The following is a 14,536-nucleotide window of genomic DNA, read 5'->3' on the forward strand; positions in this document are numbered from 1 at the left end:
GATGAATATTGTTGCTATTCTAACAATACTTGTATCAAATATGCTGGTCTATGCCGCTCCTCTCATTTTCACCAGTATTGGAGGTGCTTACTCTGAGCATGCTGGTGTTGTTAACGTTGGCTTGGAAGGCATCATGGTCATGGGAGCTTTTACAGGAGTTGTTTTTAACCTGACTTTCGCTGAAAGCTTAGGAGGAATGACTATTTGGCTTTCTCTTCTTGCAGGTGGTTTAGTTGGTCTTATTTTTTCTGCGATTCATGCACTAGCAACCATTAATTTTCGTGCTGATCATGTTGTCAGCGGTACTGTACTGAACTTGCTGGCGCCAGCTTTAGCTGTCTTTCTTGTGAAGGCTATTTATGGAAAAGGACAAACTAATAATATTGATTTGTCCTTTGGTAAATTTGATTTTCCAATTTTGTCCAATATTCCTGTTATTGGAGATATTTTCTTTAAAAATACTAGCTTGATGGGTTACATAGCTGTTGGATTCTCATTTTTAGCTTGGTTCATCATGTTTAAGACGAAATTTGGTCTTCGCTTACGCTCAGTAGGTGAACATCCTCAAGCTGCTGATACATTAGGGATTAACGTTTATCTCATGCGTTACTATGGAGTGTTGATTTCAGGATTTTTGGGAGGAGTAGGTGGAGCTTTGTATGCTCAATCTGCTTCGGTAAATTTCTCTGCTACGACGATTGTCGGTCCTGGATTTATCGCTTTAGCTGCCATGATTTTTGGCAAATGGAATCCAATAGGTGCTATGCTTTCAAGTCTTTTCTTTGGACTTTCCCAGGCTCTAGCTGTTGTTTCTACTCAGATTCCTTTCCTTGCTCATATACCTGCGGTTTATCTTCGTATCGCGCCTTATGCGTTGACAATCATTGTCTTAGCCGCTTTCTTTGGTAAATCAGTTGCTCCGAAAGCGGATGGTATCAACTATATCAAGTCTAAATAAACCTTTACACCAGTTCTTTGGAGCTGGTGTTTTTTGTGATTGGAAGAAGTACAATCATAGGAATAGAAAAAGCCTACTTCAAGTGAAGCGGGCTTTTTAAGATTAGTTGGTTGCAATTTCATTTAGCAGGTCTTCTGCAGTAGTGGTCGGGTTAACGCGAACTCGGTTGAGCGTGAGCAAGCCATTGGATAGGGAAGCTAGTCCGTTATTGGTTGTCAGACCCATCTTGTAGCCAAGGTTTTCAGCAATCTGCAAGGTTGCATCACTGTATCGTCCAGATGGATAGGCAACGGTTGTAGTTGTTTGAGACAGTTCTTTGTCTAAGTAAGACTTAGAATCTTTTAACTCAATTTTTTGTTGGTCTTCTGCAGTTGCTGAGAGGTCAGGATGGTTGACAGTGTGGTCTTCAAAGGACATGCCTTTGTCCTTCATTTCCTTTATCTCATCTAGCGTCAGCATATCTTCACGACCCGCTTGAACAAATCCAGTAATGACATTATTGGTTGCTTTCATGTCATATTTCTGGAGAAGTGGAAAGGCATTAGTATAGAAATCCCTTAAACTATCATCGAAGGTCAGCCAGACGACTTTTTTATTTTCTGGCAAGACATTCTCCGTCAGTACCTTGTATGCTTCTGCCGGTGTTAGTGGATAGTAGCCTGCGTCTTTCAAGGCTTTCAGATGACTTTCAAATGTAGCTGGATCTACAATCAAACCAGCATTAGCTGCTTCTGATGGATCCATGACGTGAATGGCATGATACATCAAGATAGGAACTTGAACTGGCTGGTCTTGCTTAACCCATTTAATCTTCTCCTTACTGTTGTCATCCGAAGTCGTCTTTTTATCCCGAGTCGGTGCTGACGAAGTTTTAGAAGAAGTATTAACCTGGTTTGTTGACACGTTATTAGCTTCTTTTTGGTTGTGCGAGTTTTGCAGCTTGGCTAGTAAAGAAAAGCCACCTACAATCAAGACAAGAAAAAGTAATAAACTCGTTAAAGAAAGCAAAATAGCTCTTTTCCTAGCTTTGCGTTGCTGCATGCGATTTCCTCGGTGTTTTGCTGTCATAATATCTCCTTTTTTAAAAAAATACAATTCCTTGCGGAAATTTACATCTATTATAACAAATAAAGAAGTAGTTTTGTAGGCATTTTTTTATAATTTTGTTATAATATTTTTTATACAAGAAATTTTCAAGGAGTGCTTCATGTCTATTAAAATTGCTTTACTTGGTTTTGGAACAGTGGCCAGCGGTGTGCCTTTTTTGCTGAAAGAAAATAGAGAAAAAATCGTTCAAGCGGCTCATTCAGAGATTGAGGTTGCTAAAGTCTTGGTCAAAGATGATACCGAAAAAGATCGTCTTTTAGCAGCTGGAAATGACTTTAATTTTGTTACAAATGTTGAAGAAATTCTGAACGATTCTGAGATTACTATCGTTGTAGAATTGATGGGACGAATCGAGCCAGCGAAAACGTTCATCACTCGTGCTCTTGAAGCTGGCAAACATGTGGTTACAGCTAATAAGGACTTACTGGCTGTTCACGGAGCAGAGTTGCTGGAAATAGCTCAAAAGCAAAATGTGGCTCTCTACTATGAAGCAGCTGTTGCCGGCGGAATTCCAATCCTCCGTACCTTGGTTAATTCATTGGCTTCTGACAAAATCACTCGTATCTTGGGTGTGGTTAATGGGACCTCTAACTTTATGATGACCAAGATGGTGGAAGAGGGTTGGTCTTATGAAGACGCTCTTGCTGAAGCACAACGCCTTGGCTTTGCTGAAAGCGACCCAACCAATGACGTAGATGGCATTGATGCGGCTTACAAGATGGTGATTCTCAGTCAGTTCGCTTTTGGTATGAATGTTAAATTTGAAGATGTGGGCCATCAGGGAATTCGAAATATCACACCAGAGGATGTGGCTGTTGCTCAAGATCTGGGCTATGTAGTCAAGCTGGTTGGTTCTATCGAAGAAACGGCATCAGGTATTGCAGCAGAAGTAGCTCCAACATTTCTGCCTAAAGCGCATCCTTTGGCTAGTGTCAATGGGGTAATGAACGCCGTCTTTGTCGAATCCATAGGTATCGGAGAATCCATGTACTACGGACCGGGAGCTGGGCAAAAACCAACCGCAACTAGTGTTGTGGCAGATATTGTCCGTATCAGCCGCCGTTTGAATGAAGGAACAGTTGGCAAGGCCTTTAATGAATTCAGCCGTGAGCTTGTGTTGGCTAAGCCAGAAGATGTGAAGAGCAGCTATTACTTCTCTATCTTGGCACCTGATTCTAAAGGTCAAGTTCTGCATTTGGCTGAGATTTTCAATGCTGAGGATATTTCCTTTAAGCAGATTCTGCAGGAAGGTACTGATGGCGAGAAAGCTCGCGTGGTGATTATTACCCATGCTGTCAGCAAGACACAGCTGGAAAATGTCACTGCTAAGCTCAAAGAAGTTGCTGAGTTTGACTTGCTCAATACTTTCAAAGTATTAGGAGATTAAGATGAAAATTATTGTACCAGCGACCAGCGCCAATATCGGTCCTGGCTTTGACTCTGTTGGAGTAGCCCTGTCAAAATATCTGGAAATTGAAGTCTTGGAAGAAAGTCAGGAGTGGGTGATTGAGCACGACCTCAATCTAAGAATTCCTAAGGACCGACGCAATTTACTGGTTAAGATTGCCCTGCAGTTGGCTCCAGATATTCAGCCGCGCCGTTTGAAAATGACCAGTGATATTCCATTGGCTCGCGGACTTGGATCTTCTAGTTCGGTCATTGTGGCTGGGATTGAATTGGCCAACCAGCTAGCTCATCTTAATTTGTCGGATTATCAGAAGCTGAAAATCGCTACAAAGATTGAAGGTCATCCTGACAATGTTGCGCCAGCGATTTATGGTAATTTGGTCGTATCTAGCTCATCTAGAAATCAGGTATCTGCTGTGGTAGCGGACTTTCCGGACGCAGACTTCATCGCCTATATCCCAGACTATGAGCTTCGGACGGTTGAGAGTCGCCAAGTCTTACCAAATCGGCTTTCTTACAAGGAAGCTGTTGCGGCTAGCTCCATTGCCAATGTTGCGATTGCAGCTCTTTTAAAAGGTGATATGAAAATCGCTGGTCGGGCTATTGAGTCAGATTTGTTCCACGAAAAATACCGTCAACCTTTAATCAAGGAATTTTCAGATATTAAGTTCTTAGCCAGAAAAAATGGCTCTTATGCAACCTATATCTCAGGAGCGGGTCCGACCGTTATGGTCTTATCACCTAAGAACAAGACAGAAAAGATTTACCAGCTTTTGCAAAAACAGAATTTCAAGGGGCAAATCTTCCGACTTCAGGTAGACACAGAGGGCGTCCGAGTAGAAAAATAAATCATCAAGAGGTTTTCTATGAGCCTCTTTTTTCTTTTCGTAAGATAAGGATTTGATATCCCTATCTTTTTATACCTAACTGTGCTATAATGGGTCTAGCTTAAAGGAGGATAATTCACTTTATGGAACATTTAGAATTACAGGCTCTAGCGAGTGAGTTAGCTTTCGGTGCCATCAGGAATGCTCTTTCTAGTCAAACACAGCGTTTTACTACTAGACAATTATAAGCGTTAAAAAGCTGACCTTTCTCAGCTTTTTCTTTGTAATCTATCGTAAATGCCATAGATTTTTGATATAATAGAGTGTATTTTGTTTACATAAAAGAGAGAAAATCATGCAAAAACTAGAGAAATTAAAATCTGAATTAGAGGGAATCGACATTCGCTTCAATGAGCCTTTGAGTCAATACACCTACACAAAGGTCGGGGGTGCAGCCGATTTCTTAGTTTTTCCCCGCAATCGTTATGAGCTGGCTCGTATTGTCAATTTTGCTAATCAAGAAGACATCCCTTGGATGGTGCTGGGAAATGCCAGTAATATCATTGTGCGAGATGGCGGTATCCGAGGTTTCGTGATTATGTTTGACAAGCTCAACAATGTAGCGGTGGATGGCTATATGATTGAGGCAGAGGCTGGAGCTAATCTGATTCAGACAACCCATATCGCCCTGCAGAATAGTCTGACTGGCTTTGAGTTTGCCTGTGGTATTCCAGGCAGCGTCGGCGGAGCTGTCTTTATGAACGCTGGGGCTTATGGCGGAGAAATTGCTCATGTTTTGGTATCTTGCAAGGTACTGACTCCTCAGGGGCAAGTCAAAACGCTGGATATTCGGGATATGAAGTTCGGCTATCGTCACTCACTTGTTCAGGAAACAGGAGACATAGTTATTTCTGCTAAGTTTGCTCTTTCTCCTGGTGTTCACAGAACGATTCGTCAGGAAATGGAGCGCTTAACCCATCTGCGGGAGCTCAAGCAGCCTTTGGAATATCCGTCCTGTGGCTCTGTTTTCAAGCGTCCTTTGGGTCACTTTGCTGGTCAACTCATTAGTGAGGCAGGTCTCAAGGGGCATCGTATCGGCGGTGTAGAAGTATCCGAGAAGCATGCTGGCTTTATGATTAACGTCGATAAAGGAACGGCTCAAGATTATGAAAATCTTATTGCCCATGTGATTGAAAGGGTGCGGGAAAATTCAGGTATTACTCTGGAGCGCGAAGTCCGCATCATTGGTGAATCTCTGTAAGACAGATTGATTTCCAGTAGAAGTATGCTGGATCAGGAACTGCAGCTGGCTGCAACTTAGTAAGGGGGTGAAAGCCTATCGACACGGAATTTATAAAGGGCCTTTACAGCCCTCACGAGGTAGCAGCGGTCTGACAGAACCCTTAATCTGTTAATACGAGAAAGAAGGAATTTATGACAATTGAAAAAACCAATCATCGAATTTAAAAACGTTTCAAAAGTTTTTGAAGATAATAATACTGTCGTTCTGAAAGATATTAATTTCGAGCTGGAAGAAGGAAAGTTCTATACTTTGCTGGGCTCTTCCGGCTCTGGAAAATCAACGATTCTGAACATTATTGCCGGTCTTTTGGACGCGACAGACGGGGATATTTTTCTTGATGGCGTCCGCATCAATGATATTCCCACCAATAAAAGAGATGTTCACACGGTTTTTCAGTCCTATGCACTGTTTCCGCATATGAATGTTTTTGAAAATGTTGCCTTTCCGCTGCGTCTGCGCAAGGTTGACAAAAAAGAAATTCAAGAGCGAGTTGCAAAAGTGCTGAAAATGGTTCAGCTGGAAGGTTTTGAGCGCCGTTCTATTCGCAAACTGTCGGGCGGTCAGCGCCAGCGTGTAGCTATCGCGCGAGCAATCATTAATCAGCCGCGGGTCGTTTTGCTGGATGAGCCCCTCTCCGCTCTGGATTTGAAGCTGCGTACAGACATGCAGTATGAGTTGCGCGAATTGCAGCAGCGTCTAGGTATTACCTTTGTATTTGTCACGCACGACCAAGAGGAAGCCCTGGCTATGAGTGACTGGATTTTCGTTATGAATGACGGTGAAATTGTTCAGTCGGGGACGCCTGTCGATATTTATGACGAGCCCATTAACCACTTTGTTGCAACCTTTATTGGCGAGTCCAATATTCTGCCAGGTAAGATGATTGAAGACTATCTGGTTGAGTTTAACGGCAAGCGCTTTGAAGCAGTGGATGGCGGAATGCGACCAAATGAAGCTGTCGAGGTGGTGATTCGGCCAGAGGATTTACGGATTACTCTGCCAGAAGAAGGCAAGTTGCAGGTTAAAGTTGATACCCAGCTTTTCCGTGGTGTTCACTATGAGATTATCGCTTATGATGAGCTGGGCAATGAATGGATGATTCACTCGACTCGTAAGGCCATTGTTGGTGAAGAGATTGGTCTGCATTTCGAGCCTGAAGATATCCACATCATGCGTCTCAATGAAACTGAAGAAGAATTCGATGCCCGTATCGAAGAATATGTAGAAGTAGAAGAGCAAGAAGCGGGTCTGATCAATGCTATTGAGGAGGAACGCGATGAAGAAAACAACCTCTAATCTTTTTCTCTTGCCCTACCTGCTCTGGATTTTCCTCTTTGTCTTGGCACCTGTTGTCATGATTATCTGGAAGTCCTTCTTCAACATTGAAGGCCAGTTTACGCTGGAAAATTACCAGACCTACTTCACATCGCAGAACTGGACCTATCTCAAGATGAGTCTGAATTCGGTTCTTTATGCAGGGATTATTACTGTCGTAACCCTGCTGATTTCCTATCCGACCGCATTCTTTTTGACTCAGCTCAAGCACAAGCAGCTCTGGCTCATGCTGATTGTCCTGCCGACCTGGATCAACCTCCTGCTTAAAGCTTATGCTTTCATTGGTATCTTTGGTCAGAATGGTTCAATCAATCAATTTTTGACTTTTATCGGAGTAGGACCGCAGCAGATTCTCTTTACGGACTTTTCATTTATCTTTGTAGCTAGCTACATTGAGCTACCCTTTATGATTCTGCCCATTTTCAACGTTCTGGATGATTTGGATCCTAATCTTATCAATGCCAGCTACGACTTGGGAGCTAATCGCTGGGAGACTTTCCGTCGGGTAGTTTTCCCTTTGTCCTTGAATGGTGTCAGAAGTGGAGTGCAGTCAGTCTTTATCCCTAGTCTCAGCCTCTTCATGCTGACCCGCTTAATCGGGGGTAATCGGGTAATTACTCTGGGAACTGCCATTGAGCAGCACTTCCTGACCACTCAGAACTGGGGCATGGGCTCTACTATCGGAGTGGTACTGATTGTTGCCATGCTCTTTACCATGTGGGCAACCAAGGAAAGGAGAGGGCGATGAAAAAAATTGCAAATCTCTATTTAGCCTTTGTCTTTTTGGTGCTCTATATCCCCATCTTTTACCTGATTGCTTATGCCTTTAATGCTGGGGAAGACATGAATCGTTTTACAGGATTCAGTCTCAGTCATTTTCAAAATCTCTTTGAGGATTCACGTCTGATTCTGATTTTGGTCCAGACTTTCTTTCTGGCTTTCCTGTCTTCGTTGATTGCGACTTTGATTGGAACTTTTGGAGCCATCTATATCTATCAAGCCCGCAAGAAATATCAGGATGCCTTTCTGTCTATCAACAATATTCTTATGGTGGCACCGGATGTCATGATTGGGGCCAGTTTTCTGATTCTCTTTACTACTGCAAAATTCCAGCTGGGCTTCCTGTCTGTACTGGCTAGCCATGTGGCCTTTTCCATTCCGATTGTGGTGCTGATGATTCTTCCGCGTCTGAAGGAAATGAATGATGATATGATTAAGGCTGCTTATGACCTAGGAGCCAGCCAATTGCAAATGCTCAGGGAAATTATGTTGCCTTATCTGACTCCAGCCATCATCGCTGGCTACTTCATGGCTTTTACCTATTCACTAGATGATTTTGCTGTGACCTTCTTCGTTACTGGCAATGGCTTTTCTACTCTGTCTGTTGAGATTTACTCCCGCGCTCGGCAGGGGATTTCTCTAGAAATTAATGCCCTATCAGCCTTGGTCTTTCTCTTCAGCATTGCTTTGGTAATTGGGTATTACTTTATCACCCATGAGAAGGAGGAGACTGTATGAGAAAGCTCTATTCATTTTTAGCGGGGATTCTGCTGATTATCTTTGTTTTGTGGGGTGTCAGTTACCAGATTGAAAGTCGGACGCAGAGCAAGGAGAGCGATAAGTTAGTCATTTACAACTGGGGTGACTATATTGATCCTGAGCTGCTGACTGAGTTTACTAAGGAAACTGGTGTCCAAATCCAGTACGATACCTTTGACTCCAATGAAGCCATGTATACGAAAGTGAAGCAGGGCGGCACAACCTACGACATTGCTATTCCTAGTGAATATATGATTGCCAAGATGATGAAGGAAGGCTTGGTAGAAAAGCTAGATCATAGCCAGATTAAAGGCTTGGAAAATATCGGCTCTGACTTTTTAGACCAGCCTTTCGATCCAGGAAATCAGTACTCGATTCCTTATTTTTGGGGAACACTGGGCATTGTCTACAATGAAAAAATGGTTGATAAAGCCCCAGAGCATTGGAATGACCTTTGGCGTCCTGAATACAAAAACTCCATCATGATGATTGACGGAGCTCGCGAAGTCATGGGACTTGGTCTGAACTCGGATGGCCATAGTCTAAACTCCAAAGATGCAGATCAGCTGCAGGAGGCTGTTGATAAGCTCTACACTCTGACGCCAAATATCAAGGCCATTGTGGCTGATGAGATGAAGGGATACATGATTCAGAACAATGCTGCTATTGGTGTGACCTTTTCTGGCGAGGCTCGTCAGATGCTGGAGGCTAATGAAGACCTACGCTATGTCGTGCCTACAGAAGCCAGCAACCTTTGGTTTGACAATATTGTCATTCCTAAAACGGTCAAAAATAAAAAAGCAGCCTATCAGTTTATTAACTTTATGCTGAGACCGGAAAATGCTTATAAAAATGCCCTTTATGTTGGTTATGCGACACCAAATCTTCCTGCCAAGGCCATGTTGCCTAAGGAAACTCAGGAAGATGAGGCTTTTTATCCGACTGAGGAAACGATGAAACATCTGGAAGTTTATGAGCAGTTGGGCCCTAAATGGTTGGGAACCTACAATGACCTCTATCTTCAAGTCAAGATGTATCGGAAATGATAGTCAAATAATTACTTGATGAATACAAGAAAAACGCCCGGCTCATTGAGCCGGGCGTTTTCTGCTTTCTTAGTTTGAAGCTTCTGTCTGAGTGTTGGTTGCTGTATCTGCAGCAGAGCTAGAGGCAGTAGTATCGCCTGCTGCTGTATCTGCAGCAGAGCTAGATGCACTAGTCTCAACGGCTGCTGTATCACTGCTGGAAGCTGCTGTATCAGTTGCAGTTGTTGAAGCAGGGTTGCTAGTTTCTTTTTCGATTTCCTTGATGATGGTAGTCGTTGCAGTAGAGCTGCTGGTATCAGTTTTTGATTTTTCATCCTTTTGGCCGGTTAGATTCATGATCGTGATGCTGGCAATGATGATAGACAAGATACTGGCAACAGTTGCAATAGTCTTTTGGAAGGCTGAAAGACCAGTTTTGATATGCTGTTTAGTGGGTTTTTTAGTTGATTTTGTCTTGTTTTTATTGCTGCGAGAATAGTTTTCCATGCTTGCAAGAATCTCCTTTTAAAATTTCAATTGATGTTTCATCTCTCATTATACGTTTTTTATATGAAAATGTCTTAAAAAAATCAAATTTTTCTCTATGAAAACGCACACAGAAGATTGCTGTCAAGAAAAGAGGCTGCTCAAGTTTTGGTTGAGCAGCTTCTTGAGCTAGAATAGCAAAGTAATCACGCTTTCTTATCTTTGAGCGCAGCTTGAGCAACAGCCAGCCTAGCTGCTGGAACCCGATAAGGAGAGCAGGAGACATAGGTGATACCAATTTCTTGGAAGAAGGGGATGGAAGTAGGATCACCACCGACCTCGCCACAGATGCCGATAGGAAGTTCAGGCTTGACTTGACGACCCTTACTGATGGCTATCCGCATCAATTCACCAACACCCGCTTGGTCGACAGTTTGGAAAGGATCAAAAGGAAGGATTTCTTTCTCCTTATAATGGCCGATGAATTTTCCAATATCGTCTCGTGAGAAACCGTAGGTCATCTGGGTCAGGTCATTAGTACCAAAGCTGAAGAAGTCTGCTTCCTGAGCCAGCTGGTCTGCAACCAGACAGGCACGCGGAAGTTCAATCATAGTGCCGATTTCATAAGGGAAAGGCTCTAGACCTTGATGCCTAAAGAGCTTGTTGATATGTTGGATGAGAAAGGCTTTGACAGAGTCCAGCTCAGCCTTGTCCGCAATCAGCGGAATCATGATTTCTGGCTTGACAGTCAATCCTTCTTGACTCAGCTTGATAGCACTCTTGAAGACGGCTTCGACCTGCATCTTGTAAATCTCTGGTTGCGTAATCCCCAGACGGCAGCCGCGGTGGCCCAGCATAGGATTGCTTTCTTGCAGCTGTTCAATGCGGCGAGTCAGCTTTTCTGGTGACTTGTGCAGCTTGTCAGCCAAAGCCTTGATTTCCTGTGAATCTTTAGGTAGAAATTCATGCATCGGCGGATCCAAAAGACGGATAATCATAGGTTTGTCCTGAACTGCTTGGAACATTTGATAGAAGTCATTTTCTTGGAACTCTAGCAGTTTTTTGAGGGCGGACCTGGTTTCCAATTCGTTGTCGGCCAGAATCAGGCGCCGCATTTCCAGAATCCGCTCTTGGCCAAAGAACATGTGTTCGGTACGAGCCAGACCGATGCCCTTTGCCCCAAACTTAATAGCTGTTTTTAGATCTTGAACGGTCTCTGCGTTGGCACGGACTTTGAGCTGTGCGACTTCGTCTGCCCATGAAAGCAGTCGTTGGAGTTCTTGGTCATTTTCGACAAGGACGGTCGGAATCTCACCGCTATAAATGCGCCCAGAGCTGCCATCAACTGAAATGACGTCACCTTCGGTCAAGACAAGATTTCCGCAGGAAACAGTCTTGCTTTCCTCGCTGATGGTCAGCTCACCGCAGCCAACCACACAGCAAGTTCCCATTCCCCGAGCTACGACAGCTGCGTGAGAGGTCATACCGCCCTGACTAGTTACGATGGCCTGGCTGACAACCATGCCCTCAATGTCTTCAGGTGAAGTTTCCTGCCGTACTAAGATGACATTTTTACCCAAGGAGTGGTAGTCTTTGGCGCGCTCAGCTGTAAAGACAATCTCACCAGTTGCAGCACCAGGGCTTGCTGGCAGTCCTTGAGCAAAGAAAGGAGCATCTTGCAGAGCTTTTTCTTCAAATACAGGATGGATGAGCTGGCTAATCGTAGCAGGAGATACGCGCTGGAGAGCTTCTTTTTTGCTGATAATGCCCTCGTCTACCAGATCTAAGGCGATTTTCAAAGATGCCTTGGCGGTCCGTTTACCGTTTCTAGTTTGGAGAATATAGAGTTTACCTTTCTCAATAGTAAATTCTATATCTTGCATGTCTTTATAGTGGTTTTCGAGAATCTTAGCATAGTCTTGGAAGGCTGCATAGGCCTGAGGGAGAGCTGTCTCAAGTGCAGCAATAGGCTCAGGTGTCCGAATGCCGGCTACGACATCCTCTCCTTGTGCATTGAGCAAGAACTCGCCAAATAGCTGCTGCTCACCGCTGGCAGGGTTTCTCGTAAAGACAACTCCTGTACCGCTGGCTTGGTCGCTATTTCCGAAAACCATGGCTTGGACATTTACCGCTGTTCCCAAATCATGAGGAATATCATTCAAGTTGCGGTAAACCTCAGCTCGGGGATTATTCCAAGACTTGAAGACTGCCTTGATAGCAGCATAGAGCTGCTCTTTCGAGCTTTGGGGGAAGGTTTGATGATGCTCACGATAAAGCTGCCTATACTGCTCAATCAAAGCTTGGTGCTCTTCCAGTGTGAAATCCTTGGCCTGTTTGCCAGCATTCTTTTCAAAATATCCCAAGAGGTCATCGAACTCGTCTTTGGAAATGCCATAAACCACATCAGCAAACATTTGCAACAGACGTCGGTAGCAGTTGTAGGCAAAGTCAGCATTGGTCTGCTCAGCCAGAGTCTGGGTTCTTAAATCGTTCAGACCTAGATTGAGAATAGTGTCCATCATGCCCGGCATGGAAAACTTGGCTCCGCTTCGAACAGACACTAAGAGCAAGGCTGAGTCGTTGCCGCTGAAATATTTACCTGTTTTTTCTTCTAATCCAGTAACCGCTTTCAAAACATCTTCTTTTAAAGAAGATTCAAAGAAATAAGGATTTTCTAAATATTCGATACAGCTTTCTGTGGTAATAGTAAAACCTGGAGGGACAGGCAGTCCCAAATTGGTCATTTCAGCTAGGTTGGCTCCTTTTCCGCCAAGCAGGGCTTTGTCTTCTGCACATCCTTCCTCGAAGGAGTAAATCCATTTCGCCATATTTACCTCCAAAATTATGAAATATATGTCATATTGCAGACAAATACATTGTAATATACATCACATATATTTGTCAACAGAAAAAAGCATCCTATTTTATTGACAATTTTTCTTTTTTTGTTATAATGTGTTACAAAATGATGATTATTTAAACGTCTGAAAATGAAATATGAGTAATAATTCCTAAATTTTAAGCGAAATCAGGCCAATCATCTACATAAAGAAAGAAGGAGTCAGACCTATTTGAAATTAAGTGAACGGCAAAAGAAAATTGTAGAAATTGTTAAAGAACACCAGCCACTCAGTGGCGAGAAAATTTCAGAATTACTCGATATTTCTCGAGCGACTCTGCGTTCGGATCTGTCTTTTCTGACCTTGGTTGGGATTTTGAAGGCTACGCCTAAAGTTGGTTACACATACTCGGGCTCGGATTTAGAGACGCTTTTCTTTTTCGATACCTTTCGAAAGGAAGTGGCAGAGATTATGACTTCGCCTGTTTTGGTATCTCATGATTCCTTTATTCAAGATGCCATTATTACCTTATTTATGTATGATGCGGATGTTCTCTATGTCATTGATGAGCATAAGCTGCTCTTGGGGATTTTGTCGCGTAAAGACTTGCTGCGGGCTTCGCTCAATACTAACATTGACGGCACTCCTGTAGCGGTCTGCATGACCCGAATGCCCCATATCAAAACTTGCTACAAGGATATGAACATTTTGGAAGCGGCAGCAGTTTTGCAGGATTTTGCGATTGATTCACTGCCGGTAGTGGATAAGGATAATGAGCGTAAAATTTTAGGAACTGTGACCAAGTCAGCCCTGCTGGATTACATTATTCAAGAGGCTAGAAGCGCTGAGGTTAATAGGTAAGAGGAATGAACATGAAGAAAGAAATTATTGTTTACAGCATTTCAGATTCTTTGGGGGGGACTTCGCAGAAGCTATTGTCTGCGGTGACAGCCCAGTACCCAGATATTATTTTTAATAACAACTATCGTTTTCCATTTATCAACAAAGAAGAAGAATTGCTGGATATTCTGCGCGATGCCATCAAGGACGATGCCCTTGTTATTAGTACTCTGGTTGATGGCAAGCTAGCAGCTGCAGCTAGAGAGTTCAGTCAGGCCAATGGCCTTGCTTATCTGGATTTGATGCATCCATTTTTTGAGATTATCAGAGAAAAGACGGGCACCAGTCCCATAGAGGTGCCGGGTACCTTGCACCGGCTGGACACTGAGTATTTTAATAAAATCTCCGCTATTGAGTTTGCAGTCAAATACGACGATGGCAAGGCACCACAAGGATTTTTAGATTCGGATTTGGTGCTCTTGGGCGTCTCCCGTACATCCAAAACGCCACTCAGTATTTATCTGGCTAATAAAGGCTACAAGGTTTCCAACCTGCCTTTGATTCCAGAAGTCCCTCTGCCTCAGGTCTTGGAGAAGGTTGATCCGGAGCGGATTATCGGCCTCTTATGTGAGCCAGAAAAACTGTCTAAGATACGCAGTAATCGCTTGAATTCTCTGGGATTGACCCAGTCGACCAGCTACACAGATCTGGAAAAGATATACGAAGAACTAGACTACTCAAAAGAAGTCTTTAAAAAGTATCGGGCTCATGTCATCAATATCACGGATAAATCAATTGAGGAGACGGCTTTCTTGATTGAAGACCATTTGAAGAAATTGAGATAAGAGAGAAGATTGCAAAAAGCGGTT

13 protein-coding genes are annotated in these 14,536 nt (G+C 43.4%); 10 read left to right on the forward strand and 3 right to left on the reverse strand.

Features of this window, described 5'->3' with window-relative positions; all coding sequences use genetic code 11:
* The first annotated feature begins 1 nt into the window (after position 1).
* On the forward strand, positions 2-958 hold the full coding sequence (locus AX677_RS07725) for an ABC transporter permease (RefSeq protein WP_060976724.1): 957 nt from the start codon (positions 2-4) through the stop codon (positions 956-958).
* A gap of 102 nt (positions 959-1,060) precedes the next feature.
* Here the strand turns inward: AX677_RS07725 and AX677_RS07730 are convergent, their stop codons facing one another.
* On the reverse strand, positions 1,061-2,026 hold the full coding sequence (locus tag AX677_RS07730; RefSeq protein WP_060976725.1) for a polysaccharide deacetylase family protein: 966 nt from the start codon (positions 2,024-2,026) through the stop codon (positions 1,061-1,063).
* A gap of 139 nt (positions 2,027-2,165) precedes the next feature.
* Between AX677_RS07730 and AX677_RS07735 the strand changes: the two genes are divergently transcribed.
* The 7 genes from AX677_RS07735 to AX677_RS07765 all read left to right on the forward strand — a co-directional run bounded on the left by AX677_RS07735 (position 2,166) and on the right by AX677_RS07765 (position 9,522).
* Complete coding sequence (locus AX677_RS07735) at positions 2,166-3,452, forward strand: homoserine dehydrogenase (protein ID WP_060976726.1); 1,287 nt, start codon at positions 2,166-2,168, stop codon at positions 3,450-3,452.
* Position 3,453: 1 nt separating this feature from the next.
* Positions 3,454-4,320 carry a homoserine kinase gene (gene thrB / locus AX677_RS07740; RefSeq protein ID WP_060976727.1) on the forward strand — a complete coding sequence of 289 codons (867 nt, stop codon included), beginning with the start codon at positions 3,454-3,456 and terminating at the stop codon, positions 4,318-4,320.
* 334 nt (positions 4,321-4,654) lie between these two features.
* Positions 4,655-5,560, forward strand: a complete 906-nt coding sequence (gene murB, locus AX677_RS07745; RefSeq protein WP_060976728.1) for a UDP-N-acetylmuramate dehydrogenase — start codon at positions 4,655-4,657, stop codon at positions 5,558-5,560.
* Between the two features lie 180 nt (positions 5,561-5,740).
* A complete protein-coding gene (locus AX677_RS07750) occupies positions 5,741-6,898 on the forward strand; it encodes an ABC transporter ATP-binding protein (protein ID WP_060976729.1) in 1,158 nt (385 codons plus the stop codon).
* Positions 6,879-7,685 (forward strand): ABC transporter permease, encoded by an 807-nt coding sequence (locus AX677_RS07755; protein WP_002895634.1) that lies wholly within the window; start codon positions 6,879-6,881, stop codon positions 7,683-7,685. Before AX677_RS07750 ends, AX677_RS07755 begins: the two co-directional genes overlap by 20 nt.
* On the forward strand, positions 7,682-8,455 hold the full coding sequence (locus tag AX677_RS07760) for an ABC transporter permease (protein ID WP_060976730.1): 774 nt from the start codon (positions 7,682-7,684) through the stop codon (positions 8,453-8,455). The genes AX677_RS07755 and AX677_RS07760 overlap by 4 nt, the downstream gene beginning before the upstream one ends.
* Entirely contained in the window at positions 8,452-9,522 is a 1,071-nt protein-coding gene (locus tag AX677_RS07765; RefSeq protein WP_060976731.1) for an ABC transporter substrate-binding protein, read from the forward strand. The genes AX677_RS07760 and AX677_RS07765 overlap by 4 nt, the downstream gene beginning before the upstream one ends.
* 69 nt (positions 9,523-9,591) lie before the next feature.
* On the opposite strand, the gene AX677_RS07770 is transcribed toward AX677_RS07765, so the two are convergent.
* Both AX677_RS07770 and ppdK read right to left on the reverse strand, forming a co-directional pair.
* Positions 9,592-10,008, reverse strand: a complete 417-nt coding sequence (locus AX677_RS07770) for a DUF6556 family protein (RefSeq protein WP_060976732.1) — start codon at positions 10,006-10,008, stop codon at positions 9,592-9,594.
* A gap of 185 nt (positions 10,009-10,193) precedes the next feature.
* Positions 10,194-12,815 (reverse strand): pyruvate, phosphate dikinase, encoded by a 2,622-nt coding sequence (gene ppdK / locus AX677_RS07775; protein WP_060976733.1) that lies wholly within the window; start codon positions 12,813-12,815, stop codon positions 10,194-10,196.
* A 243-nt stretch (positions 12,816-13,058) separates the two neighbouring features.
* Here ppdK and AX677_RS07780 point away from each other — a divergent pair, with 243 nt between their 5' ends.
* Positions 13,059-13,688 (forward strand): CBS domain-containing protein, encoded by a 630-nt coding sequence (locus tag AX677_RS07780; protein ID WP_060976734.1) that lies wholly within the window; start codon positions 13,059-13,061, stop codon positions 13,686-13,688.
* A gap of 5 nt (positions 13,689-13,693) precedes the next feature.
* On the forward strand, positions 13,694-14,512 hold the full coding sequence (locus tag AX677_RS07785) for a pyruvate, water dikinase regulatory protein (protein ID WP_082730273.1): 819 nt from the start codon (positions 13,694-13,696) through the stop codon (positions 14,510-14,512).
* Positions 14,513-14,536 lie beyond the last annotated feature (24 nt).

The sequence above is a fragment of the Streptococcus sp. CCH8-C6 genome, from assembly GCF_001557225.1.
GTDB lineage: Bacteria > Bacillota > Bacilli > Lactobacillales > Streptococcaceae > Streptococcus > Streptococcus sanguinis_C.

Bases quoted from the DNA above. Each gene is read 5' to 3' on its own strand.
- AX677_RS07725 (WP_060976724.1), top strand. From the start codon at position 2: ATGAATATTGTTGCTATTCTAACAATACTTGTATCAAATATGCTGGTC.
- AX677_RS07730 (WP_060976725.1), bottom strand. From the start codon at position 2,026: ATGACAGCAAAACACCGAGGAAATCGCATGCAGCAACGCAAAGCTAGG.
- AX677_RS07735 (WP_060976726.1), top strand. From the start codon at position 2,166: ATGTCTATTAAAATTGCTTTACTTGGTTTTGGAACAGTGGCCAGCGGT.
- thrB (WP_060976727.1), top strand. From the start codon at position 3,454: ATGAAAATTATTGTACCAGCGACCAGCGCCAATATCGGTCCTGGCTTT.
- murB (WP_060976728.1), top strand. From the start codon at position 4,655: ATGCAAAAACTAGAGAAATTAAAATCTGAATTAGAGGGAATCGACATT.
- AX677_RS07755 (WP_002895634.1), top strand. From the start codon at position 6,879: ATGAAGAAAACAACCTCTAATCTTTTTCTCTTGCCCTACCTGCTCTGG.
- AX677_RS07760 (WP_060976730.1), top strand. From the start codon at position 7,682: ATGAAAAAAATTGCAAATCTCTATTTAGCCTTTGTCTTTTTGGTGCTC.
- AX677_RS07765 (WP_060976731.1), top strand. From the start codon at position 8,452: ATGAGAAAGCTCTATTCATTTTTAGCGGGGATTCTGCTGATTATCTTT.
- AX677_RS07770 (WP_060976732.1), bottom strand. From the start codon at position 10,008: ATGGAAAACTATTCTCGCAGCAATAAAAACAAGACAAAATCAACTAAA.
- ppdK (WP_060976733.1), bottom strand. From the start codon at position 12,815: ATGGCGAAATGGATTTACTCCTTCGAGGAAGGATGTGCAGAAGACAAA.
- AX677_RS07785 (WP_082730273.1), top strand. From the start codon at position 13,694: ATGAACATGAAGAAAGAAATTATTGTTTACAGCATTTCAGATTCTTTG.